The 23,292-nt window shown below is 36.1% G+C and carries 25 protein-coding genes; 20 read left to right on the top strand and 5 right to left on the bottom strand.

The window, feature by feature from the left end; translation table 11 throughout:
• From SBO79_RS02885 to SBO79_RS02875, 3 genes are all read left to right on the top strand, one after another.
• Nucleotides 1–987 (top strand): acyl-ACP desaturase, encoded by a 987-nt coding sequence (locus SBO79_RS02885; protein WP_318641648.1) that lies wholly within the window; start codon nt 1–3, stop codon nt 985–987.
• A 305-nt stretch (nt 988–1,292) separates the two neighbouring features.
• Entirely contained in the window at nt 1,293–1,784 is a 492-nt protein-coding gene (locus SBO79_RS02880; protein ID WP_318641647.1) for a hypothetical protein, read from the top strand.
• Nucleotides 1,785–1,894: 110 nt separating this feature from the next.
• Nucleotides 1,895–2,557: an HD domain-containing protein gene (locus SBO79_RS02875; protein ID WP_318643411.1), complete on the top strand. Its 663-nt coding sequence runs from the start codon at nt 1,895–1,897 to the stop codon at nt 2,555–2,557.
• Nucleotides 2,558–2,632: 75 nt separating this feature from the next.
• On the opposite strand, the gene SBO79_RS02870 is transcribed toward SBO79_RS02875, so the two are convergent.
• The 5 genes from SBO79_RS02870 to SBO79_RS02850 are packed head-to-tail and all read right to left on the bottom strand — an operon-like array spanning nt 2,633 to nt 7,397.
• On the bottom strand, nt 2,633–3,415 hold the full coding sequence (locus SBO79_RS02870) for an enoyl-CoA hydratase/isomerase family protein (protein ID WP_318641645.1): 783 nt from the start codon (nt 3,413–3,415) through the stop codon (nt 2,633–2,635).
• Nucleotides 3,416–3,427: 12 nt separating this feature from the next.
• Entirely contained in the window at nt 3,428–4,900 is a 1,473-nt protein-coding gene (locus tag SBO79_RS02865; RefSeq protein ID WP_406600240.1) for an ATP-binding protein, read from the bottom strand.
• 3 nt (nt 4,901–4,903) lie between these two features.
• Nucleotides 4,904–5,446 (bottom strand): CopD family protein, encoded by a 543-nt coding sequence (locus tag SBO79_RS02860; RefSeq protein WP_318641643.1) that lies wholly within the window; start codon nt 5,444–5,446, stop codon nt 4,904–4,906.
• Nucleotides 5,447–5,463: 17 nt separating this feature from the next.
• Nucleotides 5,464–6,483: a ferrochelatase gene (gene hemH, locus SBO79_RS02855; RefSeq protein WP_318641641.1), complete on the bottom strand. Its 1,020-nt coding sequence runs from the start codon at nt 6,481–6,483 to the stop codon at nt 5,464–5,466.
• 35 nt (nt 6,484–6,518) lie between these two features.
• A complete protein-coding gene (locus SBO79_RS02850; RefSeq protein WP_318641638.1) occupies nt 6,519–7,397 on the bottom strand; it encodes an AraC family transcriptional regulator in 879 nt (292 codons plus the stop codon).
• A 229-nt stretch (nt 7,398–7,626) separates the two neighbouring features.
• On the opposite strand from SBO79_RS02850, the gene hemA reads away from it, so the two are divergent.
• The 17 genes from hemA (at nt 7,627) to SBO79_RS02765 (ending at nt 23,240) form a co-directional block, all read left to right on the top strand.
• Nucleotides 7,627–8,883, top strand: coding sequence for a glutamyl-tRNA reductase (hemA, locus tag SBO79_RS02845; protein ID WP_318641637.1), 1,257 nt, complete (start codon nt 7,627–7,629; stop codon nt 8,881–8,883).
• Nucleotides 8,880–9,794 carry a hydroxymethylbilane synthase gene (gene hemC / locus SBO79_RS02840; RefSeq protein ID WP_318641634.1) on the top strand — a complete coding sequence of 305 codons (915 nt, stop codon included), beginning with the start codon at nt 8,880–8,882 and terminating at the stop codon, nt 9,792–9,794. The genes hemA and hemC overlap by 4 nt, the downstream gene beginning before the upstream one ends.
• Nucleotides 9,795–9,825: 31 nt before the next feature.
• Nucleotides 9,826–10,518, top strand: coding sequence for a uroporphyrinogen-III synthase (locus SBO79_RS02835; RefSeq protein ID WP_318641632.1), 693 nt, complete (start codon nt 9,826–9,828; stop codon nt 10,516–10,518).
• A gap of 18 nt (nt 10,519–10,536) precedes the next feature.
• A complete protein-coding gene (gene hemE, locus SBO79_RS02830; protein WP_318641630.1) occupies nt 10,537–11,562 on the top strand; it encodes a uroporphyrinogen decarboxylase in 1,026 nt (341 codons plus the stop codon).
• A 115-nt stretch (nt 11,563–11,677) separates the two neighbouring features.
• Nucleotides 11,678–12,229, top strand: a complete 552-nt coding sequence (locus SBO79_RS02825; RefSeq protein WP_318641628.1) for a hypothetical protein — start codon at nt 11,678–11,680, stop codon at nt 12,227–12,229.
• Between the two features lie 136 nt (nt 12,230–12,365).
• Nucleotides 12,366–12,746, top strand: a complete 381-nt coding sequence (locus SBO79_RS02820; protein ID WP_318641627.1) for a hypothetical protein — start codon at nt 12,366–12,368, stop codon at nt 12,744–12,746.
• Nucleotides 12,747–12,807: 61 nt separating this feature from the next.
• The gene (locus SBO79_RS02815) at nt 12,808–13,641 is read left to right on the top strand and encodes a BRO-N domain-containing protein (protein ID WP_318641625.1); all 834 of its coding nucleotides are present in this window, start codon (nt 12,808–12,810) and stop codon (nt 13,639–13,641) included.
• The gene (gene hemF, locus SBO79_RS02810; RefSeq protein ID WP_318641623.1) at nt 13,641–14,546 is read left to right on the top strand and encodes an oxygen-dependent coproporphyrinogen oxidase; all 906 of its coding nucleotides are present in this window, start codon (nt 13,641–13,643) and stop codon (nt 14,544–14,546) included. Before SBO79_RS02815 ends, hemF begins: the two co-directional genes overlap by 1 nt.
• A 43-nt stretch (nt 14,547–14,589) precedes the next feature.
• Nucleotides 14,590–14,949 (top strand): four helix bundle protein, encoded by a 360-nt coding sequence (locus SBO79_RS02805; protein ID WP_318641620.1) that lies wholly within the window; start codon nt 14,590–14,592, stop codon nt 14,947–14,949.
• Nucleotides 14,950–15,173: 224 nt separating this feature from the next.
• Nucleotides 15,174–16,172 carry a porphobilinogen synthase gene (gene hemB, locus SBO79_RS02800; protein WP_318641618.1) on the top strand — a complete coding sequence of 333 codons (999 nt, stop codon included), beginning with the start codon at nt 15,174–15,176 and terminating at the stop codon, nt 16,170–16,172.
• A gap of 223 nt (nt 16,173–16,395) precedes the next feature.
• Nucleotides 16,396–16,851, top strand: a complete 456-nt coding sequence (locus SBO79_RS02795) for a c-type cytochrome (RefSeq protein WP_318641616.1) — start codon at nt 16,396–16,398, stop codon at nt 16,849–16,851.
• A 42-nt stretch (nt 16,852–16,893) separates the two neighbouring features.
• Complete coding sequence (locus tag SBO79_RS02790; protein WP_318641614.1) at nt 16,894–17,364, top strand: methylated-DNA--[protein]-cysteine S-methyltransferase; 471 nt, start codon at nt 16,894–16,896, stop codon at nt 17,362–17,364.
• A gap of 79 nt (nt 17,365–17,443) precedes the next feature.
• Nucleotides 17,444–18,601, top strand: a complete 1,158-nt coding sequence (locus SBO79_RS02785) for a serine hydrolase domain-containing protein (protein WP_318641613.1) — start codon at nt 17,444–17,446, stop codon at nt 18,599–18,601.
• 19 nt (nt 18,602–18,620) lie between these two features.
• Nucleotides 18,621–19,334 (top strand): 3'-5' exonuclease, encoded by a 714-nt coding sequence (locus SBO79_RS02780; RefSeq protein WP_318641612.1) that lies wholly within the window; start codon nt 18,621–18,623, stop codon nt 19,332–19,334.
• Between the two features lie 194 nt (nt 19,335–19,528).
• On the top strand, nt 19,529–21,232 hold the full coding sequence (locus tag SBO79_RS02775; protein WP_318641611.1) for an ABC transporter ATP-binding protein: 1,704 nt from the start codon (nt 19,529–19,531) through the stop codon (nt 21,230–21,232).
• Nucleotides 21,233–21,370: 138 nt separating this feature from the next.
• Nucleotides 21,371–21,961: a sigma-70 family RNA polymerase sigma factor gene (locus SBO79_RS02770; RefSeq protein WP_318641609.1), complete on the top strand. Its 591-nt coding sequence runs from the start codon at nt 21,371–21,373 to the stop codon at nt 21,959–21,961.
• A 100-nt stretch (nt 21,962–22,061) separates the two neighbouring features.
• Nucleotides 22,062–23,240 carry a FecR family protein gene (locus SBO79_RS02765; RefSeq protein WP_318641607.1) on the top strand — a complete coding sequence of 393 codons (1,179 nt, stop codon included), beginning with the start codon at nt 22,062–22,064 and terminating at the stop codon, nt 23,238–23,240.
• The last annotated feature ends 52 nt before the right edge of the window (nt 23,241–23,292 follow it).

The following is a 23,292-nucleotide window of genomic DNA, read 5'->3' as shown; positions in this document are numbered from 1 at the left end:
ATGGCAATTACAAATAAACGATTGGAAGTAATGCAATTCTTGGAAAAAGATATTGATACTTATACAAATCAATTTCTTATTCCGATTGACACTATATGGCAGCCAACAGACTTCTTGCCAAATTCACAGCAAGAAAGTTTCTATGATGAGGTGAAGGAATTACGCGAAATAGCGAAAGATTTACCTTACGACTTTTGGGTTGTGATGGTAGGTGATACAATTACCGAAGAAGCGTTGCCTACTTATGAATCTTGGCTAATGGATGTCGAAGGAATCAATCAGACTGAAGGGAATGGTTGGTCTCGTTGGATTAGACAATGGACAGGTGAAGAAAATAGACACGGTGACGTGCTTAATAAATACTTGTATCTTTCTGGACGCGTGAATATGCGTGAGGTAGAAATTACTGCTCAACACCTGATAAGTGACGGTTTTGATATTGGTACAGGTACTGATCCTTACAAAAACTTTGTTTATACGAGTTTTCAAGAGCTTGCAACTTATATTTCTCACAACCGTGTGTCGCAAATGGCAAAAAAATATGGCGACCATAAATTGTCTAAAATGTGTAAGATGATTGCTGGTGACGAGATGCGTCATCACCACGCTTATAGCGAATTTGTGGACAGAATTTTTAAGGTTGACCCAAGCGAAATGATGCTTGCTTTCCATTATATGATGAAGCAAAAAATCGTAATGCCTGCGCATTTCTTGAGAGAATCAGGAAATAAAATCGGAACAGCATTTGAGCAATTCTCAGATTCTGCACAGCGAATTGGTGTTTACACAGCGATGGATTATGTGGATATTATGGAGCGTTTGATGGTGAGATGGGAAATTGACAAAATTACAAATCTTACATCCGAAGCTGAAAAAGCACGTGATTATCTGATGAAATTACCAGCTAGAATGGCCAGAATATCTGAGAGAATGGTGATTCCGCAAGAGTCTACAATATTTAAGTGGGTTGAGCCAGCTACAAAATAATTTAGATTAAAATTCATAAAAATGTTGGATTTGAAGTTTTGCGCTTTGATTCCAACATTTTCTTTTTACAGAATTTTTTTTTGGCTTTCGCCGAAAGAAATTAGCGCAAGACTTGTGCTAGAAAGGCAGTTAGTAAATTAATAAAGGTATATTCGATTTGCAACATCGGTAAATATAAGTAGTCAGAAAACATTCAAAAATGATCAGTAGCAAAATGAATTTCCATTTGGAAGTCACCTAAATTACATTCATAAAAATTATGCTGTACTTTTAAAATCATCCTTAATATGGATAAATTTATAACTATGAAAAGATGCATTGCTTTAATCTTTCTTACTACGACATCTTGTAATAATTCTCTGCAAGATAATCGGACTTATTTTTTAACCAATAACAATGCGAAGATTTGGTATATAGAGTCAAATGATAGAGACTCTTATAATAATGGATATACACTTTGGTATTTTAATAATAACAATGATTTTTTCCGCTACTCCTACAATTCAAAAACAAAAAACCTTGAATTTTTGGACAATGGAGATAAGATTGACTCAAACAAATTTCTACTTACTAAGGACGATTCAATATCCTTAAATGATTCAAAATTGCACATTCTAAAGATTTCAAAAGATGAAGTTGTATTACAAGATACCAATTCAGACTCTTCCATTGCTTCAGATGCTATTGTTCTAAAAATCTTTAATATCGACAATAAAATATTTAATGAGAACAGCAATGAAGTTTTAAATAGAATAGATTCTCTTAATAGTGTTTTAAGTAAAAGGTTGCTAGAATGATCGGTTACAATTATTTATAAACCGATAGCGCGGATTTACCTAAACCGATAGCGCGGATTTATAATCCGTGCCCCAAAACAAAATCAAGTATTTCAAATCATTAAATTATGATGACAACAAGCGATATAAAATTAATAGAAGACACTAAAACATTCTTGAAACAGCAATTACAAGATGCTGAAGGCGGACACGATTATTTTCACACCGAAAGAGTTTTGAACAATGCAGTAAAGATTGCCAAAGGTGAAAACTGCAATCTTCTCGTGGTTCAACTAGGCGCTTTGCTACACGATGTTGCCGACAGTAAGTTTCACGACGGAGACGAAAGCAGAGGTCCTCAGATTGCTCGAGAATTTCTTTCTAAGCAAGAAGTTGCCACGGAAGTTATCGAACAGGTAATTATTATTATCGAAAATATTTCTTTCAAGGGTGGAAACTTCGATCAGAAATTTAAATCTATTGAACTCGACATTGTACAAGACGCCGATAGACTCGACGCAATTGGCGCGGTGGGAATCGCTCGAACTTTCAATTATGGAGGTTTTAAAAATAGAGCTTTGTACAATCCTGAAATTACACCAAATTTTTCAATGACTAAGGAAGAATATAAAAAATCTGATTCGCCAACGATCAATCATTTCTACGAAAAGTTGTTGCTTTTAAAAGACAAAATGAACACCGAAACTGCAAAGAAAATCGCTCAAGAAAGGCATCAGTTTATGGAGTTGTTCCTCGAAAACTTCTTCGAAGAATGTGGAACGAAGGGATTTTAAGTTTTGATAGATTTATAAAATACAAAAGGAGCAACCGTTGAAGTTGCTCCTTTATTATTTTAGGCTTTTGCCGAATTATTCTCCAGCGAAAACTGCTTTTCTTTTTTCTAAGAAAGCTGTAGTTCCTTCTTTGAAATCTGCAGTTCCAAAGCAATATCCAAAAGCTTTAATTTCAGTTTCGTATCCATTTACTCCGTATTGGAAGTTTGCATTAACCGCTTTAATCGCTTTTCTAATAGCCATTGGAGAGTTCTTGATGATCTTTTGAGCAATACTGTAGCAATGTGCAAGAAGTTCTTCTTGAGTAACTACATAGTTTACCAATTTTAACTCTTTAGCCTCATCTGCCGTTAGCATTCCAGCAGTCATAATAAGTTCCATTGCTTTTCCTTTTCCTACAAGTTGAGGTAAACGTTGTGTTCCGCCATATCCAGGGATTACTCCAAGAGATACTTCTGGCAATCCCATTTTGGCATTGTCAGATGCAACACGGAAGTGGCAGGCCATTGCAAGCTCTAATCCGCCACCAAGTGCAAAACCGTTAACCGCCGCAATTACTGGTTTCGAAAAGTTTTCGATTAGATTAAACAACAATTCTTGTCCTTGTGCTGCAAGTTGAGCACCTTCTTCTATAGAGAAATCTGAAAACTCCGAAATATCTGCTCCAGCAACAAATGCTTTTGCGCCGCTTCCTGTTATTACTACAACACGAACTTCGTTGTCTTTCTCGATCTCTTTCATAGCATCGTGCATCTCCTGAATAAGCGCTTTGTTAAGTGCATTCAGTTTTTCTGGACGATTGATTGTAAGAGTTAGAATCGAATTTTCTTTGGAAATAAGTATGTTTTCAAATGTCATTTCTATGATTTTTTAATTTTTAATAATTGGCAAGGAAACCGTAAAAACAGTTCCTTCGTTTACTTCTGATTCAAATGTAATAGTTCCTTTGTAATTTTCGATGATATTTTTGATAATACCGAGACCTAATCCCATTCCGCTAGATTTTGTGGTGAATTTCGGTTCGAAAATATGTCGATAATTCGCAGTTGCGATTCCCACACCATTATCTTCTACTTTAATATGTACAGATTCATCAACGCGTTCAATGCTAACTTTAACGTATTTGTTTTCTACATTTGAAGGGATTGCCTGAATCGCATTTTTTACCAGATTTGTAATAATCCGAATCAATTGAGTACGATCAATTTTCGTTTTGATAACTTCTTCTTCGCTATGGAAACTTATAAATTCTTCATTGAAAATTTCCAAAGCTAATTCCACAACATCCACAACATTCAAGGTTTCGTTTTGCTGTGCTGGCATTGAAGCAAAACTCGAAAACGCTGAGGCAACTGAGTTCATTGTATCTATCTGCTGAATTAAAATATTCGAATAATCGTTCAGTTTTACAATCAAATCTGGATCGTCGGGATCAAACTTTCGTTGAAAATTCTGAACGGTCAATCGCATTGGAGTCAGAGGATTCTTAATTTCGTGAGCGACTTGTTTGGCCATTTCGCGCCAAGCTTCTTCTCGTTCACTTTGCGCAAGTTTATCGGCACTTTCTTCAAGTTCATCAACCATTGCGTTGTATGCCTGAATCAATAAATCAACTTCTTTACTATTTGCTCTAGCTAAAATCTTCTGATTTTTTTGACGTAAGGTTGTTTCATTAATCTTATCCGAGATCGTTTTTAATGATTTTGTAATATAAGTCGAAAGAATATACGCCAATCCAAAAGCTATTAATAAGGTAAAAGAATAGACCTGACCAAGACGTAACAGGAAATTCTGAAGTTCTCGTTCGTAAAATCCGTCATCTTCAACGTAAGGTAGATTCAAAATCCCCATCGGTTTAAACTTATCGTCCTTAAGCTGACTAAAGGAACTTCGGTTTTTCTTGCCGTCAATATTCTTAATATCAACATATCTTTTTTCAACCGAAGATTGAACAAGCTTTACAATATATTGCGGAATCGGCGGCGATACAGGATCAATTGCAAAAGCTGCTTTAGACGACTTTAATAAATTTCCTTGAAGATCGTAAATGTTGATTTCCAAATTATGAATGTCCGAAAGTTCGTAAATTCTATCTTTAAAAATCAGCGGTAAATTCTCGGTGGTAAGCGGATAAGTGGTGGTCGAAAGAATATAGTTTATATGCTCCTTAATAGCATTTTCCTTATTTTCTAATCGTTCTTGATGGTACTGTTTTGCCTCACTTTTAAATTGAATAATCGAAATTGACGCTAGTAATACAGATGACACTACAATCAGCAATATCATCGTAATGAATATTCTTGTTCGCAACGACAACATCGATATATTAAAGCTAAACGCCATACGCTATTGGTTTTTTTCTCGAATTCTTTTGTACAGTTTAAATCCTAGCATCAAGATAATCGAAAATGCAAAGATTCCGATAACTCCAAAAATCCAATTAAAAGCATTTTTTAAAATCACTAAGAATACCACTGCAAACAAAATCAAAGTCGCACCTTCATTAAAGATTCGCATATAATTTGAGGTGTATTTCACATCATCATTTTGCAAAGAAGTAAATATCTGCTGGCATTTAAAATGATATAAAAATAGCATTAAAACAAAGAATAGCTTGACATGCATCCAATCTTGATTCAGCCATTCGGGCATCATTATAAGTAAGACAACTGCAAAAAGTGTTGCTAATACAGCCGAAGGCCAAGTGATAATATACCACAATCTGTAGGTCATAATCTTATATTGCTTTTGCAAAATTTCCTTTTCGGGAGATTCTTTGGAAGCGGCTTCAATCTGATAAACGAAAAGTCGGACGATATAAAAAAGCCCTGCAAACCAAGTGATTACAAAAATGAGATGCAGGGATTTGATATAATTATAATATTCCATAGAATAATAGGCTAATTTTATTTGGCTACAGCCCAATCATTAATCCAAGAAGCAACAGTATCGGTCCAAGCTTCATCGTCGTTAAGACAAGGGATGGTGTGGAATTTTTCTCCACCGTGAGCAAGAAATTCGTCATTTGCTTCCATTGCAATTTCCTCCAAAGTTTCAAGACAATCGGCAACGAAGGCTGGTGTTACAACAGCAAGATTTTTCACGCCTTTCTCAGGTAATTTATTTATCTCCACATCGGTATAAGGGTCAAGCCATTTGTCTCCAGCAAGTCTTGATTGAAAAGTTTGACTGTATTTTCCTTCTGGAATTCCCAATTTTTCAACTACAAGTCTTGTAGTTTCGTAACATTGATGACGGTAACAGAATTCGTGCGCTGGTGATGGGGTAGAGCAGCAGCTCTTATCTATCTTACAGTGAGATTTGGTAACGTCTGTTTTGCGAATATGTCTTTCTGGAATTCCGTGGTATGAAAATAATAAATGGTCGTACTCAAAATCTTTCAATGAATCCTTAATCGAATCAGATAGATTTTTGATGTAATCTGGTTTGTTGTAAAAAGCAGGTACGTGGGTAAACGTGATTTGTGGAAAATGTTTTTTGCGTAAATCTTCTGCAAGCTCTACAATTGTCATTGTCGATGCCATTGCATACTGAGGATACAGCGGAAACAACATAATTTCAGTTACACCTTGATCTACCAATTCCTGCAATCCAGATTTTAACGACGGCTGTCCATAACGCATTGCTAGGGATACTGGAACTTTTGATTTCGGCTCAACTTTCTTGTGCATTCTTTCAGATAATACAATAAGTGGTGAACCTTCAGGCCACCAGATTTTGGCGTAAGCCGCGGCAGACTTTTTAGGACGTGCTTGCAAAATAATTCCGCGAACCAACAATGCACGCAATAAAAACGGAACATCGATCACATATTTGTCCATCAAGAATTCGTCAAGATATGGCTTTACATCTTTTGGAGTTGGACTTTGAGGAGAACCTAGATTTACTAATAAAACACCCTTCATATTACAGTATATTTATTTTTTTTGAACTTATTTTTTTATTTCGTCTCATTAACTACAAGAGACATTAAATATTTTTTGGGAGTAGTGGCATATTTCTTTTTAAAAGCAGCAATAAAGTGACTTCCGGTGCTGTAGCCAATTTTGAGACCTACTTCATTTACATTATACGAACCGCTGTCGAGTAATTTTCGAGCGTAATCCATTTTGTAATCGAAGAGGAATCCAAATACTGTGTCGCCATAAATTTGTTTAAAACCCATTTTCAATTTCTTCAAAGTCAATCCCACCTGATCTGCCAACTCTTGAAGTCCGGGAGGCTCGGTCATATTGGCGATAATAATGTCTTTTGCTTTTCGAATTTTAAGCACATTGTCTTCATCACTTAAAAAAGGACACTGCTCAGAAACTGGATCCTCGCTCTGATTAAAGTAGAGACTTAAAATTTCGTAACCTTTTCCTTTAAAGTAAAGATTCTTGATTGATGAGTGAAGGTTGTAATGAAACATCTGACTAAGCACGATTGCCATCGACGGACTTACATCTTCTTCTTTGTAATATTTTTTGTCCTTATTATCGGAATTTAGAAAGCTGATATAATTTGCTTCATTGGAAAACAACGCGTGAAATTTTTTGATGGAAATCAAAACTGTGATCACCCAAGATTCTGCGCCTAGTTCTAAATTTAGCGGAAGCTCCTTCTGCGGATTGTATAAAAACAGGGATTTACTATCACGAAGTTCCAATGCATACGAACCATTATTGAAAATAAATTTCGACTTTCCTTTCAGTTGAAAATGAAACTGTATCAGGCCAGTACTCACAGAATGCGAGACAAATTCAGTTTCTGAAGTATTGTTTTCAGATTTGATTATAATGAAATCTTCTTCAATTGTAATAATTTCGGGAGAACCCATAGCGATGTTTTTTTAAAATAAAATTTAACATTTGAGAGATTCTTATTTAGAACAACTCTAAATTGAACCACTCTAACAAGCTGATTTCATTGCAAAGTTACGCTATTTTACTAAAAAGAAACGATTTATAATTCTAAAAGCTTATAGCGTTATAAAAAGTACTTCTAGCGTTACTTTCATCGGTAAGATAGCGATAGTTTTGTATCGTCTTAAAGAGATATCTTCAAATATGGAAAATTACAACTCGTCGAAGCACCTAACCTTTTACGCTATTGGACTAAGCTACAAGAAAGCTGACGCCGGTATGAGAGGAAAGTTTAGTGTAGATTCGGCAGCAAAAACAAATCTTTTAGCGGAAGCGAAGGAAAATGGTTTGGAAAGTTTAATCGTTATTTCTACTTGCAATCGAACTGAGATTTACGGTTATGCAGAGCACCCTTTCCAATTAATTCAGCTTTTATGCAATCATAGTTTAGGTACAGTTGAAGATTTCCAAAAAGTTGCCTATGTATATAAAAACAATGAGGCAGTTAATCATTTATTTAGAGTTGGTACGGGATTAGATAGTCAGATTCTAGGTGACTTTGAAATTATAAGCCAGATAAAAAACGGTTTTGCAGAAGCGAAAAATATGGGTCTTACCAACGCTTTTATGGAGAGGCTTATTAATTGTGTGATTCAAGCGAGTAAGAGAATTAAGAACGAAACTCAAATTAGTTCGGGTGCTACTTCAGTATCTTTTGCATCTGTACAGTACATAATGCGCAGTATCGAGGATCTTAAAAATAAAAATATTCTTCTTTTTGGTACAGGGAAAATTGGTCGTAATACTTGTGAAAATTTAGTAAAGCATACCAAAAATGATCACATCACACTGATTAATCGTACCAAAGACAGAGCGCTAGAAGTTGCTGGAAAATTTAATCTTATCGTGCAAGACTTCAGCGATCTTCAGTTAGAAATTCAGAAAGCAGACGTTCTAATTGTTGCAACAGGAGCTCAAAAGCCAACTGTTGATGCAGCAATTTTAAATATAAAAAAGCCTTTGCTTATTCTTGATCTATCGATTCCAAAGAATGTAGACGAGAATGTGAAGTCAATTCCAGGAGTTACTCTTGTGCACATGGATGACCTCGCACAAATGACTGACGAAACTCTTATCAATAGAAAAAAACAAATTCCTGCTGCCGAAGCGATTATTGAAGAGGTAAAAAGCGAATTTAAAGCGTGGCTAAAAGACCGCAAGTTTGCTCCAACAATTTTTGCACTTAAAGCAAAACTGAATTCGATCAAGCAGAATGAACTAAACTTTCAGCGTAAGAAATTCAGCGATTTTCACGAAGAGCAAGCAGAAATTATTAGCAATAGAATTATTCAAAAAATAACTACTCATTTTGCCAATCACCTTAAAGATGATGACACAATGGTAGATGAAAGTATCGAATGGATCGAAAAGATCTTTCAAATTGAAGCGCTGGCAAAATGACAAAAATCATCAGAATTGGAACTAGAGATAGTGAACTTGCACTCTGGCAAGCCAATCACGTTCAAGATAAACTAAGAGATTTAGGCTATAATACCGAAATCGTTCCCATCAAATCTGTAGGAGATATCGTTCTTGACAAACCATTATATGAGTTTGGAATCACAGGAATTTTCACCAAAACTTTAGACGTTGCAATGATTACCAATCAGGTAGATATAGCAGTACATTCTATGAAGGATGTGCCGACCGCTTTGCCTTTGGGAATAGAACAAGTTGCAGTTTTGGAGCGTGAAAGTACTCTTGACATCATTGTCAAAAAAGGCGAAGTGGATTTTCAAGCGCCTTGCACAATTGCTACAGGATCGTTGAGAAGACAAGCACAATGGCTTAATAGATATCCAAATCATCAGGTTGTAGATTTGCGTGGAAATGTAAATACAAGACTGCAGAAACTTGCCGACAATCCTTGGGAAGGAGCAGTATTTGCTGCTGCCGGACTAAACCGTATCAACAAAAAACCAGCGAATTTTCAAGAACTAGATTGGATGATTCCCGCACCTGCACAAGGCGCGATGGTGGTTGTGGTGATGGCAAACGATGATTATTGTAAGGAGGCTGTTGCCAAATTAAATAATCAGGAAGCAGAAATTTGCACCCACGTTGAAAGAATGTTTTTAAAGACTCTTGAAGGTGGATGTACAGCTCCTATTGGGGCACTTGCTACAATTATTGACGATGAAATTCGCTTTAAAGGCGGATTGTTTTCTCTTGATGGTGCTCAGAAAATTGACATCGAAAAGACAATAAGTATCGATGAGTACGCAGAATTTGGACAGGAATGTGCCAGAGAAATCCTGTCAAGAGGCGGAGATGTTATTATGGCTCAGATTAAGAAAGACTTAAAAAAATAATCCTCCTGATTTTTCTATAAAGAATATTGCGATGCACGATACAGTTCGAGTTTTATCCACAAAAATATTACGACCCAATCAGAAGCAGTTTCTGCTGAATGCTGGGCTGACAGTGGTTGAAGCCAATTTTATTAGCATCGAATATTATGCGGTTGAAATTAAAGACACAAACGAGAATCTAATTTTCACTAGTCAAAATTCGGTAACTTCAGTTTTAAAAACTTCGAAAGTGGGGGATTTAAAGTCTAAACCAGTTTTTTGTGTTGGAATTAAAACCAAAGATTTATTAGAGAAAAATGGTTTTGAAGTGTTGGAATTTACCAATTATGCTGCGGAACTTGTAGAAATTCTCGGTTCGAAATATTCGGATAGAAAATATACTTTTTTCTCTGGAAATTTAAGACACGAAACGATTCCTCAAGGTCTCAAGGATCATAATATCAGCTATAACGAAATTGAAGTTTATAAAACGGTTTTGTCGCCACAAATGATCCAATCTTCGGCGGAAGCTATATTATTTTTCAGTCCAAGTGGAGTAGATAGTTATTTAATGGAAAATTCTTTGGAGAAAGATCAGCAGTATTTCTGCATTGGCAGAACGACTTCCCAAGCGCTAATTAATCGATATGTTTCAGAAGATCAGATTCATATTGCAACTGTTCAAACGGTTGAGAATACAATTATTCAGGTTCTAAATTATTATAAAACATCTAAATCACTTTAGATAAAAAATTTAATTACAATGATAAAAAACGATTTATTTCTAAGAGCTTTAAAAGGTGAATCTGTCGAAAGACCACCAGTTTGGATGATGCGTCAGGCGGGAAGATATTTGCCAGAATTTATGGCCTTGCGCGATAAATACGATTTCTTTACACGTTGTAGAACACCTGAAATTGCTGCCGAAATTACCGTACAACCTATAAGAAGAATTGCTCCAGATGCAGCGATTTTATTCTCAGATATTCTTGTAATTCCGCAAGCAATGGGACTTGAAGTATTGATGAAAGAAGATTTTGGACCTTTTGTTCCAAATCCAATTCGCACACCTCAAGATGTAGAAAGAGTAATAGTTCCAGATGTTCACGAAACATTACAATACGTTTTTGATGCTATTAAATTGACCAAAGAGATGCTTAACGATGAGGTTCCACTTATCGGATTTGCAGGTTCACCTTGGACAATTATGTGTTATGCTGTAGAAGGAAGAGGTTCAAAAAGTTTTGATAAAGCAAAAGGATTTTGTTTTCAATATCCAGAAGCTGCACACGTTTTACTTCAAAAAATTACCGATACCACAATTCTTTACCTAAAAGAAAAAGTAAAATCTGGTGTAAATGCAGTTCAGATTTTTGATTCTTGGGGCGGAATGTTAGCTCCAGCTGATTACCAAGAATTCTCTTGGAAATATATCAATCAGATTATCGAAGCGTTGGCAGATGAAACTCCGGTAATCGTTTTCGGAAAAGGATGTTGGTTTGCACTTGGCGAAATGTCAAAAAGCCGCGCCTCTGCACTTGGAGTAGATTGGACTTGTTCTCCAACAAACGCTAGATACTTGACAGGTGGAAACATCACTTTGCAAGGAAATTTTGACCCTTCAAGACTAATGTCTCCAATTCCTGTGATCAAGAAAATGGTTCACGAAATGATTGACGAATTCGGAAAAGACAAATACATCGTAAATCTAGGGCACGGAATTCTACCTCATATTCCAATAGACCACGCCAAAGCATTTATTGATGCAGTAAAAGAATATAAGCAGTAATAATAAATTATCCTGCAAGGTTTTTCTAATCCCTGCAGGATTTTTAGCATTCCGAAAAACAACAATACCTACAAGGTTTTTAAAACCTTGCAGGAAAGTCTAAAAAACGCGATTAGTGCAACTTGAAGTTTTAGAAAAAGATCATTATTATCACATTTATAATAGAGGTATAAATGGAGGCGATGTGTTCTTTACAGATAAAAATAAAATGTTCTTTCTTAAGCAGTTGAACAAATATTTATCAGGTAAAATTTCATTGTATGCTTATTGTTTACTTGACAACCATTATCATTTAGTTGTAAGATTACTCGAAGAAGGAGAGCTTGTAACACAATCTTTTTCTAATTTCTTGAATTCGTATGTCAAAGCTGTGAATAAAGAAAATGGTAGAACAGGCAGTCTCTTCGAAAAACATTTTAAAAGGATAAAGCTAGATAACGAAGAATACTTAAAACATTTAATTATTTATACCAATTTAAATCCAAAACATCATTTGGATTTGAATTTTGAAGTTTTTAGATTTTCATCGTATCAATCTATACTATCAGAAAAGGAAACAAAGTTAGAAAGGTTAGAAGTTTTAGAACTATTTGGAGGAATCGAAAATTTCAAATTTTGTCACAAGAATCAAAGTGATGCGCTAACGGTAAAACATACGCTTGAGTAAAAAATCTTAAGTTGGCGATCCTGCAAGGTTTTTTTTAAACCTTGTAGGTATTGTTCTAAAGACACGGCTCTCACAATAGCGGTAATTGATTTTGCAAAACAGCTTGATAAAAATATTAGTAAAGAATAAAACAGCAATGCTAAACAAAGGACTAAGAGACGAGCAAGCAGTACGAATCGATAATATTCTAAAGACCTTATTATCACTAGTTTTTGTTCCGAAGTTTTGGAATGTGACGGAACTTTCTTCGATTGACGAACAGCTAGAAAAGTTTGGAATGACCTTAGAAACTATCAGCAATTCGAGTTCTGAAGATTTAATTAAACTTCTAAAGCAGAATAATTTGGAATTTGAACAACTAGAGCAATTTGCAGATATTCTTATAAATCTGTCGAAAGGAAGTCAATATAATTTCGGTGAGAAAGCAATTTCGATTTATAAATTCATTCAGACCGAAAGTCATACAATGTCTTTCTCGATAATGGGGAAGATTACTTCGGCGCAAGCCAAACTATAAAAAATACTTTATACTGATAACTGGTTGATTTTGTGTAAATTGAACTGTAAATACTGAAATTATGACAAAGGAAACAGCGATAAAATTATTTGAGCAGAATAAAATTCGATCATTTTGGGATGATGAGCAAGAGAAATGGTATTTTTCGATTGTTGATATTGTCGAAGTTCTTACTGAAACCGATAGACCAAGAAAATATTGGAGCGACTTAAAATCGAAACTCAAAAAAGAAGGAAGTCAGTTGTCCGATAAAATCGGACAACTGAAAATGGAAGCTGCGGATGGGAAGTTTTATAAAACCGACATTGCTGATACCGAGCAGTTATTTAGACTAATACAATCAATTCCCTCACCTAAAGCAGAGCCATTTAAATTATGGATTGCGCAGGTTGCCCGTGAAAGAATCGACGAAATCGAAGATCCAGAAATAGGTATTGATCGTTTGATGGAAACTTATCTAAAAAAAGGATATTCCAAAGAATGGGTCAATCAGCGGTTGAAAAGTATAGAAGTTCGAAAAGATCTGACGGATGAATGGGATAATAGAGGTGTAAAGAAGGGTCAAGAATATGCGATTTTAACTGATGAAATTACCAAGGCTTGGAGTGGATTATCAGTTAAAGAATATAAAAATCACAAAGGGTTAAAAAAAGAAAATCTGCGTGATAATATGAGTAATCTAGAATTAGTACTCAATATGTTGGCAGAAGCGACAACTACAGAAATTAGCAAAGAAAAGAAGCCAGAGACATTTGTCGAAAATAAAGTTATTGCGAAACAAGGTGGAACAATTGCAGGAAATACTCGTAAAGAAATTGAAGAGAAAACCGGTAAAAGTGTTGTAAATAAATTAAAAGCGATCGACTACCTGAATATTAAAAAAGAATTGGAATAATGAAAGATAAATTTTATTCATATATATTAAACTTACAAGACCAAATCTGTGCAGCCCTCGAAGCTCAAGATGGAACAGCCAAATTCCGCGAAGATCTTTGGGACAGACCAGAAGGTGGTGGCGGAAGAACTCGAGTAATCGAAAATGGAGCTGTCTTCGAAAAAGGCGGGGTCAATATTTCGGCGGTCCACGGAAAACTTCCGGATAGTATGCAAAAGTTATTTAATGTGGGAGAAGCAGATTTTTTTGCTTGCGGGCTGAGTTTAGTTATTCATCCAAAAAATCCAATGGTGCCAACTGTTCACGCAAACTGGCGCTATTTTGAAATGTATGATGCCGAAGGAACGGTTATCAATAGTTGGTTTGGTGGAGGCCAAGATCTTACGCCTTATTATCTATTTGATGAAGATGCGGTTCATTTTCATACTATTTGTAAAGAAGCTTGCGATAAACACAATCCAACGTTCTACGCAAAATACAAAAAGCAATGTGACGAATATTTCTGGAATGCACATCGACACGAAGCGCGAGGAATCGGTGGGTTATTCTTTGATTATCTAAAAGAAACCCCAGAAATGTCGATGGAAGCTTGGTATAACTTTGTCACAGAAGTTGGAAATAGCTTTGTTGAATCATACATTCCAATTGTTGAAAAGAGAAAAAACTTACCATCATCAGATGCAAATCGCAAATGGCAAGAAGTACGAAGAGGCCGCTATGTCGAATTTAATTTAGTTCACGACAAAGGAACTTTATTTGGTCTTAAAACGAACGGAAGAATCGAGAGTATCTTGATGAGTTTACCGCCGCATGTGCAATGGATTTACGATCATCATCCAGAAGTTGGAAGCGAGGAGGAAAGATTGGTGCAGGTGTTGGAGAGACCGGTGGAGTGGCTCAAATAGTTTAAAGTTCACAGTTTACGGTTCACAGTTAAAAGTAGGACGAATGGTAGATTATAAAAAATATCACGTTTGGCAGCGATCACATCAATTAGTTTTGGATGTCTATCGAATTACTTCAACTTTTCCAAAATCGGAAATGTTTACAATTGTTCCGCAAATTAATAGAGCTGCAATTTCCATCCCAACCAATATTGCCGAAGGCTGTGGACGAGAAACTCAAAAAGAATTGATTAGATTCTTATACATATCATCAGGATCAGCACACGAGGTAGAATATTTAATCTTACTAGCAACTGATTTAAAATTTATAAATCAAGACGAGTCAGAGAGATTATTAACTGAGCTTTTAGAAATTAAAAAAATGTTGGGTTCTCTTATTAGAAAGATAAAATCAACATTATAATCAATAATGTTCCAGCAAAAATAATTGAGAAATACTATTTAAAGGAGAAGGAATTTCAATATGGTACGATAAACGGCTGTTAACGATCTACAAAGAACTTTAAACTAAGAAAATTTTCATAATTTGTCAACGTATAATTAATAATATTGGTTCACAATAACATAGAAGTCTGCTTACCCGCAAACCAAAAACTGTTAACCGTAAACCGTAAACTAAACTAACTTATGCTGCACCGAGGCCGCCGACTACGTGTCAACGAATCTATGCGAAGTCTTGTTCGCGAAACTACATTAAGTCCAAGTGATTTTATGTTTCCGATGTTTATTGCCGAAGGCGAAAACGTCAAAATAGAAATTCCATCAATGCCGGGAATTTTCCATCGATCGATAGATTTGACTGTTCAAGAAGTTAAAGATATTTTCGAATTGGGAATTCGCGCGGTTAATATCTACGTGAAAGCTGATGAGTCTGTTAAAGACAATACCGGAAAAGAAGCTTGGAATGACCAAGGATTGATGCAACGCACCATCAGAGCAATTAAAGAAGCTTGTCCAGATATGATTGTAATGCCTGATGTAGCATTGGATCCGTACTCAATGTACGGACACGACGGAATTATCAAAAATGGGGATGTTGCCAATGATGTTACTAATGACGCATTGGTCAAAATGGCTGTTTCGCACGCAAAAGCGGGAGCAGATATGGTTGCGCCAAGTGACATGATGGATGGTCGCGTTTTGAGATTGCGTCAAGGATTGGATGAAGCAGGTTTCCACAATGTGGGAATTATGAGCTATTCGGCTAAATATGCTTCGGCATTTTATGGTCCTTTCCGCGATGCTTTAGACAGTGCACCACGAGAAGCTGATATCGAAGTTCCAAAAGATAAGAAGACCTACCAAATGGATTATGCAAACCGCATCGAAGCTATTAAAGAAGCTTTGTGGGATGTAGAAGAAGGCGCAGATATGGTGATGGTAAAACCAGGAATTGCGTATCTTGATATTGTTCGCGAAGTAAAAAACGCGGTAAATGTTCCAGTAACTGTTTTTCACGTGTCGGGTGAGTATGCGATGATTAAGGCTGCAGCCGAAAGAGGATGGCTTGATCACGACCAAATTATGATGGAGCAATTGATGTGTATCAAAAGGGCAGGAGCAAGTTTGATCTCAACATATTTTGCTAGAGAAGCGGCACAATTTCTAAAAGATAATCAAAAATAAATTCCGGAAATAATCCTTGAATGATACTAGATTAGAATCCGTATATATTGAGTTGCTTCAATCTAAATCTTGTTTAAAATAAAGTTTAGAATTTAAAAAAGGCTTAAATTTGCGGTAATATTTTATGTAATTTTAAATAATCTCAAGTCTTTTGCCATAAATCAGCAATTTATAGACACTCATTAGAAAATAGCAACAAAAAACAACACAAATATTTTAAGTTATGAAAAAAGTAATCGTATTCGCTTCCCTTTTGATGCTTTTTGCCTGTAAAGACAAACCAGTTCAAAATGCAGAAACCGTTATATATGAAGACGAAATGGAGATGCCAGCAGAAGCAGTTGCAGATGCGCCAGATCCCGCTGCCGAAGCGGCTTTAGCTGCATCAGGTTTGGATCCTGCTTTAGTTGAAAAAGGAAAAGCACTCTTCTCTGGAAAAGGAACTTGTATTGCTTGTCACCAACCAGCCGAAAAGACAATCGGACCAAGTATTACTGAAATTGGTACTATTTACAAAAAAGAGGGTGCAAGTCTTGTTGCATTTCTTAAAGATGACGCCAAGCCAATTGTCGATCCAGCTCAATATGTGGTTATGCAAGCCAATTTAGCAATTACAAAAAAAATGAGTGCTGACGAATTAGCGTCTTTGGAAGCATATATGCTTTCAATGGCTAAATAATTGTCTGCAAGTAATTTATTCCATCATCATTCTTTCTTGATTATGAAAACATCTGTGATCAATTCGCCGTTGGGTTTCATTAAGATTATAGGGAATGAGGATGGAATTTTTTATTTAAATTTTTGTGATTCTTTACAAGAATCTCCCGTAGTTGCCACTGAACTTCAAAATGTTGTAAACCAGCTCCAGGAATATTTTGCAGGAAGTAGGAGAGAATTTACAGTTAAAATCAATCCGAAAGGAACAATATTTCAACAAAAGGTGTGGAATTTGCTCCAACATATACCATACGGAAGTATTTTGAGCTATTCTCAGCTTGCTGAACAATACGGCGATCCAAAAGCCAGCCGTGCTGTCGCTTCGGCAAATGGCAAAAACCCTATTCTCATTATTATTCCATGTCACCGCATTATTTCAAAAGATGGTGGACTTGGAGGTTTCTCAGCCGAACTTTGGCGCAAAGAATGGCTGCTACATCACGAACAAAATTGCCAGCAAGAACAATTATTCTAATTTTTGTAACAGAAAAAATACTTGTTAAAAAAAGTTGTATTTTCGTTACGGTCTTCGCATTTTTAATTGTCGGTATCTTATGAAAATTCTCAAATACTTTTTAATTGGCTTAGTTGCCTTTTTCGCATTGCTAATTGCCGCTTTATATATTTTTAAGGTAGACTATCTTATTACCGCAGTTCGAATCACCTATCTTAATGGCCACAAAACAGCATTCTTAGATGATTATAATTATTTCGAAAACCGGATTATAGAGAAGTCAAAAACTCCACAATCCTGGCCAATTTCTGCCAAATACAATTCGGCAAGCAGTAGTAATAGATTAGATTCCCTGCATTCAAAAAATGGAACTGTCGCTTATCTTATCATTAAAAATGACAGTATTCAATACGAACATTATTACGATGATTATAATAAGGATTCTAAGTCAAATTCATTCTCGATGGCCAAAAGTTTGGTCTCGGCAGCTTTGGGAAAAGCGATTCAAGAGAAGAAAATTAAAGGTCTCGATCAACTAGTCGGCGATTTCTTTCCAGAGTTTTCAACTGGAAAAGCAGCTACTCTTACCGTTGGCGACCTGTCATCAATGTCCTCGGGCCTTAATTGGGACGAATCCTATTACAGTCCGTTTTCTGTGACCACGCGAGCCTATTTCGACAAGGATTTACCCGCAATTATTAAGAATTTAAGAGTAACAAGCGAACCTGGAAAATATTTTATTTATTTAAGTGGCAACACACAATTGCTAGCAATGGTCATAGAAAAAGCTACTGGCAAATCCCTTGCAACCTATGTTTCAGAAAAGTTTTGGCAACCAATGGGCGCCGAAAATGACGCGCTTTGGCAAACCGATCAAAAAGATGGAATCGTGAAAGCCTATTGCTGTATAGCATCTGATGCTCGTGATTTTTCACGATTTGGAAAGTTGTACAAACAATTTGGTAAGTGGGAAGGCAAGCAGATACTCGATAGCGCTTTCGTGGCAAAATCGATAACTCCTCGATTTAAAGATGCTCCCGAGTATGGTTATGGGTGGTGGTTGGCAAAATATCAAGGCAAAGATGTCTTTTATATGCGCGGACACCTTGGACAATACGTGATTGTAATTCCCGAAGACGATATTATAATCACCCGTTTAGGACATCGAGCAACGCCTGTAAATGGCGATGAGCACGGCAAGGATTTCTATATTTACATCGAAGAGGCTTATAAAATGCTCGAGCAAATGAACTCGTAAATTCTAAAAACAGCGCGGTATGATAGAAAAGATAAAACTCGAAAATATATTATTTTTAGATATCGAAACAGTTCCCGAAGTTGAAACTTTTTCAGATTTGGACTCAGAAATGCAAGTTTTGTGGGATCATAAAACGCATTATCAGAGGCGGGACGAGGCTAGTGCAGAAGATTTTTACAATCGCGCAGGAATTTGGGCAGAATTCGGTAAAATAATCTGCATTTCTGTAGGATATTTCAATATCAAAAATGACATCCGAAATTTTAGAGTTACCTCCTTTTTTGGAGATGAGGTTCAAATTCTCAAAGATTTTTCGCAACTTCTCAACGATCATTTTTCTGGTCCACAGCATGTATTATGCGGGCACAACGCCAAGGAATTTGATCTGCCATTTATTGCTCGACGCTGTATTATCAAAGGTATTCCATTGCCTACGAAGCTTAATTTAGTCGGAAAGAAGCCTTGGGAAATCCCGCATCTAGACACTCTCGAAATGTGGAAATTTGGTGACTATAAACACTTTACATCACTCAAGTTATTAGCAAAAATTTTAGGCATACCATCGCCAAAAGATGATATAGATGGCAGTGAAGTCGCCGCAGTTTTTTACAAAGAAAAGGATATCGACCGCATCGTGACCTATTGTGAGAAAGACACCTTGACCGTGGCACAAATTTTTCTCCGAATGCGCAATGAAGCCATATTAATTCCCGAAGAAGTTCTTTCTGTTTAATTTTTTTTTTGGAGCTATTTCCTGCTTTTCTCTACAATCCTTAGCTAGCAATTGCCGCAACAGTTGGCATTCAAGGAGCTTCCGTTGGTCGCTCTTGCCTGCCACAGTTGCAAAAAGGCAAATGCTAGCTAAGGGATTTCCGCTACAATCAGGGCTAGGGCAGTTGTTTCCAAAATAATATTTACATTTACCTTATGAAAATTGCTCCTTTATTGTCGGTCGAAAATCTAAATATCGCTTTTGCTTCAGACGGAAAGTGGAATTCGGTAATTCATAATATCAGCTATAGCATTCAGCCAAATGAAATCGTTGGAATTGTGGGTGAATCAGGTTCAGGGAAATCGGTTTCTTCATTGTCAATAATGGGATTGTTGCCCGCAAAAATTTCGAAAATATCGGAAGGAGAAATAATTTTCAATAATAGAAATGTCGCAGATTTTACCGCAAAACACTGGCAGAATTTTCGTGGAAACGAAGTCGCAATGATATTTCAAGAACCAATGAGTTCTTTAAATCCTTCAACAAAATGTGGTGTGCAAGTGCAAGAAATTTTGCTACAGCATACCAAATTATCCAAATCGGAAAGTAAAACGAGAACTATTGAACTTTTTGAACAAGTAAAACTTCCAGATCCAGCACAGCTTTTTGAAAAATATCCACACCAAATTTCTGGCGGGCAAAAGCAACGTGTAATGATTGCAATGGCAATCGCTTGCAAACCAAAACTTCTGATTGCCGACGAACCTACAACGGCATTGGACGTAACCGTTCAGAAAGAAATATTGCTGTTACTCAAAGAGCTGCAGCAGGAAACCAAAATGAGCATCCTCTTTATTTCTCACGATTTGTCTTTAGTTTCTCAAATTGTCGACAAAGTGATTGTGATGTACAAGGGAAGTATTGTTGAGCAAGGAAGTAAAAAAGAATTATTTTCAAATCCTCAACATCAATATACAAAGGCGTTGTTGAGCGCGAGACCTTCGCTTGATGTACGACTTAATCGTCTTCCAACAATAAAAGATTTTCTCGAAAATAAAATCAAATCTGAAATTGTAAGTCCCGAGGAAAGACAAATTCGATTAGACAAATTATACAGTACACCACCATTACTAGAAATTCGAAATCTCGAAAAAGAATACTTTTTTTCGGCAGGATTTCTGGGCAAAACCAAGAGCTTTAAAGCAGTTGATGATGTCAGCCTTAAACTTTATGAAGGTGAAACTCTCGGTTTAGTGGGCGAATCAGGTTGTGGAAAATCAACATTGGGGAATGCAATCTTGCAACTTGATAAAGCAACGGCTGGACAGATTTTTTACCGAGGCCAAGACATTACCAATATCGGAAAAGACGAACTGAAAAATCTTCGAAAGGAAATTCAAATAATTTTTCAAGATCCGTATTCCTCCTTAAATCCCCGAATTCAAGTGGGGAAAGCAATTATGGAACCGATGCAGGTTCATAAATTGTATAATGATGACAAAGAGCGGAAAGCAAAAACTATCGAAATTCTAGAACAAGTAGGACTTACCGCTGAGCATTTTGATAGATATCCCCACGAATTTTCTGGAGGACAAAGGCAACGAATTGGAATTGCAAGAACCGTAGCGCTTCAGCCAAAAATGATTGTTTGTGACGAATCGGTTTCAGCTTTGGATATTTCGGTGCAAGCCCAAGTGCTAAATCTTCTAAATGATTTGAAGGATAATTTTGGCTTTAGCTATATATTTATTTCGCATGATCTTGCTGTAGTCAAATATATGTCAGACCAGGTGGTGGTAATGAATAAAGGAAAAATCGAAGAAACCGCCGACGCTGATATTTTATATTCTAGTCCCAAGAGTGTCTACACTCAAAAACTGATTGATGCAATACCGAAAGGTACTTTAGATCATTCATGATTATCTACAACTATTTGCATATAGATAGTTACAAACCTCTTTAGTATTGTACTAATTTTACAGATTATTCTAATTGTAATATTCAGGCCATACTTTTGTGTGTTAATTCACAGCTAACGCAAAGCAACTTTAATTTTAATGATGGATCATTTAACTTCCGGTACAGAAGAGAATTCGCTGTTATTAAAAGTAGCTGCCGGAGATTCTGTGGCTTTTGCCGAAATTGTTAGGCAACGGTGGCAAAAGGTTCTTCAGCATGCGTTGACCTTTGTCAAATCCTACCAAGTTGCAGAAGAACTAACTCAGGATGTTTTTATTCAACTTTGGGAAAAACGCGAAAAACTTACCGATGTAAAAAGTTTTGATAATTATCTCTTTATCGTGAGTCGGAATCTTATTATTACCCACATTCGCAAAAAACTAGTTGAAACTAGTACTCTCAAAGAACAGAAATTAGAAGAAATGTTTTTCAAGCCTGATGAGCAGTTTGCATTCCAGGAGCTAGAAAGCATCATTCAAGAAGGTGCAGATTTGCTGTCTGAGCCACGCAGATCGGTATTTTTACTTAGCCGAATTGAAGGTCGAGATTCAGATTTCATTAGTGCCGAATTGGGAATTGCCAAAAGAACTGTGCGTTGGCATCTTGCCGAGGCGTTAAATTTTATGCGTACTCATATTCATAATCAATACATTTCCAGCATTTTAGCCTTACTGTTTATTAAAGTCTAAAAATAATTATAAAATTTTTCCTTTTCCATTGCCACTTTGGTCAACTGTTGTCGTCTTTATATATAGAGACTAATACTATCGTTGCCAAATAAATATAATTATGTTGCAGGAAAAAGAATTTAATGAACTGATATCGCGCTATATCTCTGGAGAAATTTCATCTTCAGAAAAGGCGCGGTTGCTTGATTTGCTTGACAGGGACGAAAGTCTAGATTCATTAGATTTGCTATTGAGAGACAATTTAGCGAAAGCGGAAAATAATTTTGCCACAGAAGCACAGACAGAAAAATTTATCAATGCAATAAATTTAAAAATCAACACTTCTCAAAAATCTCAAGAGCCAAAAGTTATTAAGATGTTTGGATGGAAAAAATTGGTAGTTGCAGCGTCATTAATACTTGCAGTTGGAGTTGGAACGACATTTTTCATTAATGATGATCAGCCGGTGCAAACACAAGTAGTAACTACAGATGAAACTATTAAAGACATTTCTCCCGCAATTCCTGGTGCAATACTTACACTTGCAGACGGATCGCAGATTCTTTTGGATAGTCTCGGAAATGGACAAATCGCACAACAATCTAATACTACAATTTCTAACAGAGATGGAAAATTAATCTACAATTCTCAAAAAGGAGCTGCAACGGTATACAATACAATGTCTACTCCAAAGGCACAACGATATAATTTGCAACTGGCCGACGGAACAAAAGTTTGGCTCAATGCTTCATCTTCTATTAAATTTCCTACAGCTTTTTCTGGCGCAAGCAGACAAGTAAGCATCACTGGGGAAGCATATTTTGAAGTTAGTCCTGACAAAAGTCGTCCATTTATTGTTGATGTGGGTGGAATGCAAGTTGAGGTTCTTGGAACTCACTTTAATGTAAATTCATATAATGATGAAGAAGTGATCAGAACAACTCTTCTTGAAGGAAGTGTGGTCGTTACACAAAACATAAAATCCAAAAAATTATATCCTGGTCAGCAAGCGGTTGTGAATACTATTGGAGATATCAACCTTGAAAAAAATGTAAATCTCTCGCAAGTGATGAGCTGGAAAAATGGTTTATTCTATTTTGAAAATTCTAGTCTTCAGGAAGTTATGCGTGATATAAGTCGCTGGTATGATGTGGATGTTGTCTATAAAGGCGATGTTCCAGAGCGTAATTTTGAAGGAGAGATTCAGCGAAACTTGAAACTCTCAGAAGTATTGAGAATATTAGAATTAAATAAAGTAAAATTTAAACTTGAAGGACGTACCGTTTTTATTTCGAATTAAACTGCCTTCTTATTTTATAAAATAAAGAAAAGATTTCAAAAAAAAAGCCGAC

The organism is Flavobacterium ardleyense (genome assembly GCF_033547075.1).
Classification (GTDB): Bacteria; Bacteroidota; Bacteroidia; order Flavobacteriales; family Flavobacteriaceae; genus Flavobacterium; species Flavobacterium ardleyense_A.
The sequence above is the reverse complement of the archived record's forward strand: the minus strand, read 5'-3'. Positions and strand labels throughout refer to the sequence as shown.

What these genes read in the sequence shown, in the direction of transcription:
- SBO79_RS02835 (WP_318641632.1), top strand. Translation starts at nt 9,826, where the DNA reads ATGCACGATACAGTTCGAGTTTTATCCACAAAAATATTACGACCCAAT.
- SBO79_RS02865 (WP_406600240.1), bottom strand. Translation starts at nt 4,900, where the DNA reads ATGGCGTTTAGCTTTAATATATCGATGTTGTCGTTGCGAACAAGAATA.
- hemE (WP_318641630.1), top strand. Translation starts at nt 10,537, where the DNA reads ATGATAAAAAACGATTTATTTCTAAGAGCTTTAAAAGGTGAATCTGTC.
- SBO79_RS02815 (WP_318641625.1), top strand. Translation starts at nt 12,808, where the DNA reads ATGACAAAGGAAACAGCGATAAAATTATTTGAGCAGAATAAAATTCGA.
- SBO79_RS02775 (WP_318641611.1), top strand. Translation starts at nt 19,529, where the DNA reads ATGAAAATTGCTCCTTTATTGTCGGTCGAAAATCTAAATATCGCTTTT.
- SBO79_RS02770 (WP_318641609.1), top strand. Translation starts at nt 21,371, where the DNA reads ATGATGGATCATTTAACTTCCGGTACAGAAGAGAATTCGCTGTTATTA.
- hemC (WP_318641634.1), top strand. Translation starts at nt 8,880, where the DNA reads ATGACAAAAATCATCAGAATTGGAACTAGAGATAGTGAACTTGCACTC.
- SBO79_RS02875 (WP_318643411.1), top strand. Translation starts at nt 1,895, where the DNA reads ATGACAACAAGCGATATAAAATTAATAGAAGACACTAAAACATTCTTG.
- SBO79_RS02880 (WP_318641647.1), top strand. Translation starts at nt 1,293, where the DNA reads ATGAAAAGATGCATTGCTTTAATCTTTCTTACTACGACATCTTGTAAT.
- SBO79_RS02820 (WP_318641627.1), top strand. Translation starts at nt 12,366, where the DNA reads ATGCTAAACAAAGGACTAAGAGACGAGCAAGCAGTACGAATCGATAAT.
- hemB (WP_318641618.1), top strand. Translation starts at nt 15,174, where the DNA reads ATGCTGCACCGAGGCCGCCGACTACGTGTCAACGAATCTATGCGAAGT.
- hemA (WP_318641637.1), top strand. Translation starts at nt 7,627, where the DNA reads ATGGAAAATTACAACTCGTCGAAGCACCTAACCTTTTACGCTATTGGA.
- SBO79_RS02780 (WP_318641612.1), top strand. Translation starts at nt 18,621, where the DNA reads ATGATAGAAAAGATAAAACTCGAAAATATATTATTTTTAGATATCGAA.
- SBO79_RS02870 (WP_318641645.1), bottom strand. Translation starts at nt 3,415, where the DNA reads ATGACATTTGAAAACATACTTATTTCCAAAGAAAATTCGATTCTAACT.
- SBO79_RS02785 (WP_318641613.1), top strand. Translation starts at nt 17,444, where the DNA reads ATGAAAATTCTCAAATACTTTTTAATTGGCTTAGTTGCCTTTTTCGCA.
- SBO79_RS02885 (WP_318641648.1), top strand. Translation starts at nt 1, where the DNA reads ATGGCAATTACAAATAAACGATTGGAAGTAATGCAATTCTTGGAAAAA.
- hemH (WP_318641641.1), bottom strand. Translation starts at nt 6,483, where the DNA reads ATGAAGGGTGTTTTATTAGTAAATCTAGGTTCTCCTCAAAGTCCAACT.
- SBO79_RS02860 (WP_318641643.1), bottom strand. Translation starts at nt 5,446, where the DNA reads ATGGAATATTATAATTATATCAAATCCCTGCATCTCATTTTTGTAATC.
- SBO79_RS02765 (WP_318641607.1), top strand. Translation starts at nt 22,062, where the DNA reads ATGTTGCAGGAAAAAGAATTTAATGAACTGATATCGCGCTATATCTCT.
- SBO79_RS02795 (WP_318641616.1), top strand. Translation starts at nt 16,396, where the DNA reads ATGAAAAAAGTAATCGTATTCGCTTCCCTTTTGATGCTTTTTGCCTGT.
- SBO79_RS02805 (WP_318641620.1), top strand. Translation starts at nt 14,590, where the DNA reads ATGGTAGATTATAAAAAATATCACGTTTGGCAGCGATCACATCAATTA.
- SBO79_RS02850 (WP_318641638.1), bottom strand. Translation starts at nt 7,397, where the DNA reads ATGGGTTCTCCCGAAATTATTACAATTGAAGAAGATTTCATTATAATC.
- SBO79_RS02790 (WP_318641614.1), top strand. Translation starts at nt 16,894, where the DNA reads ATGAAAACATCTGTGATCAATTCGCCGTTGGGTTTCATTAAGATTATA.
- hemF (WP_318641623.1), top strand. Translation starts at nt 13,641, where the DNA reads ATGAAAGATAAATTTTATTCATATATATTAAACTTACAAGACCAAATC.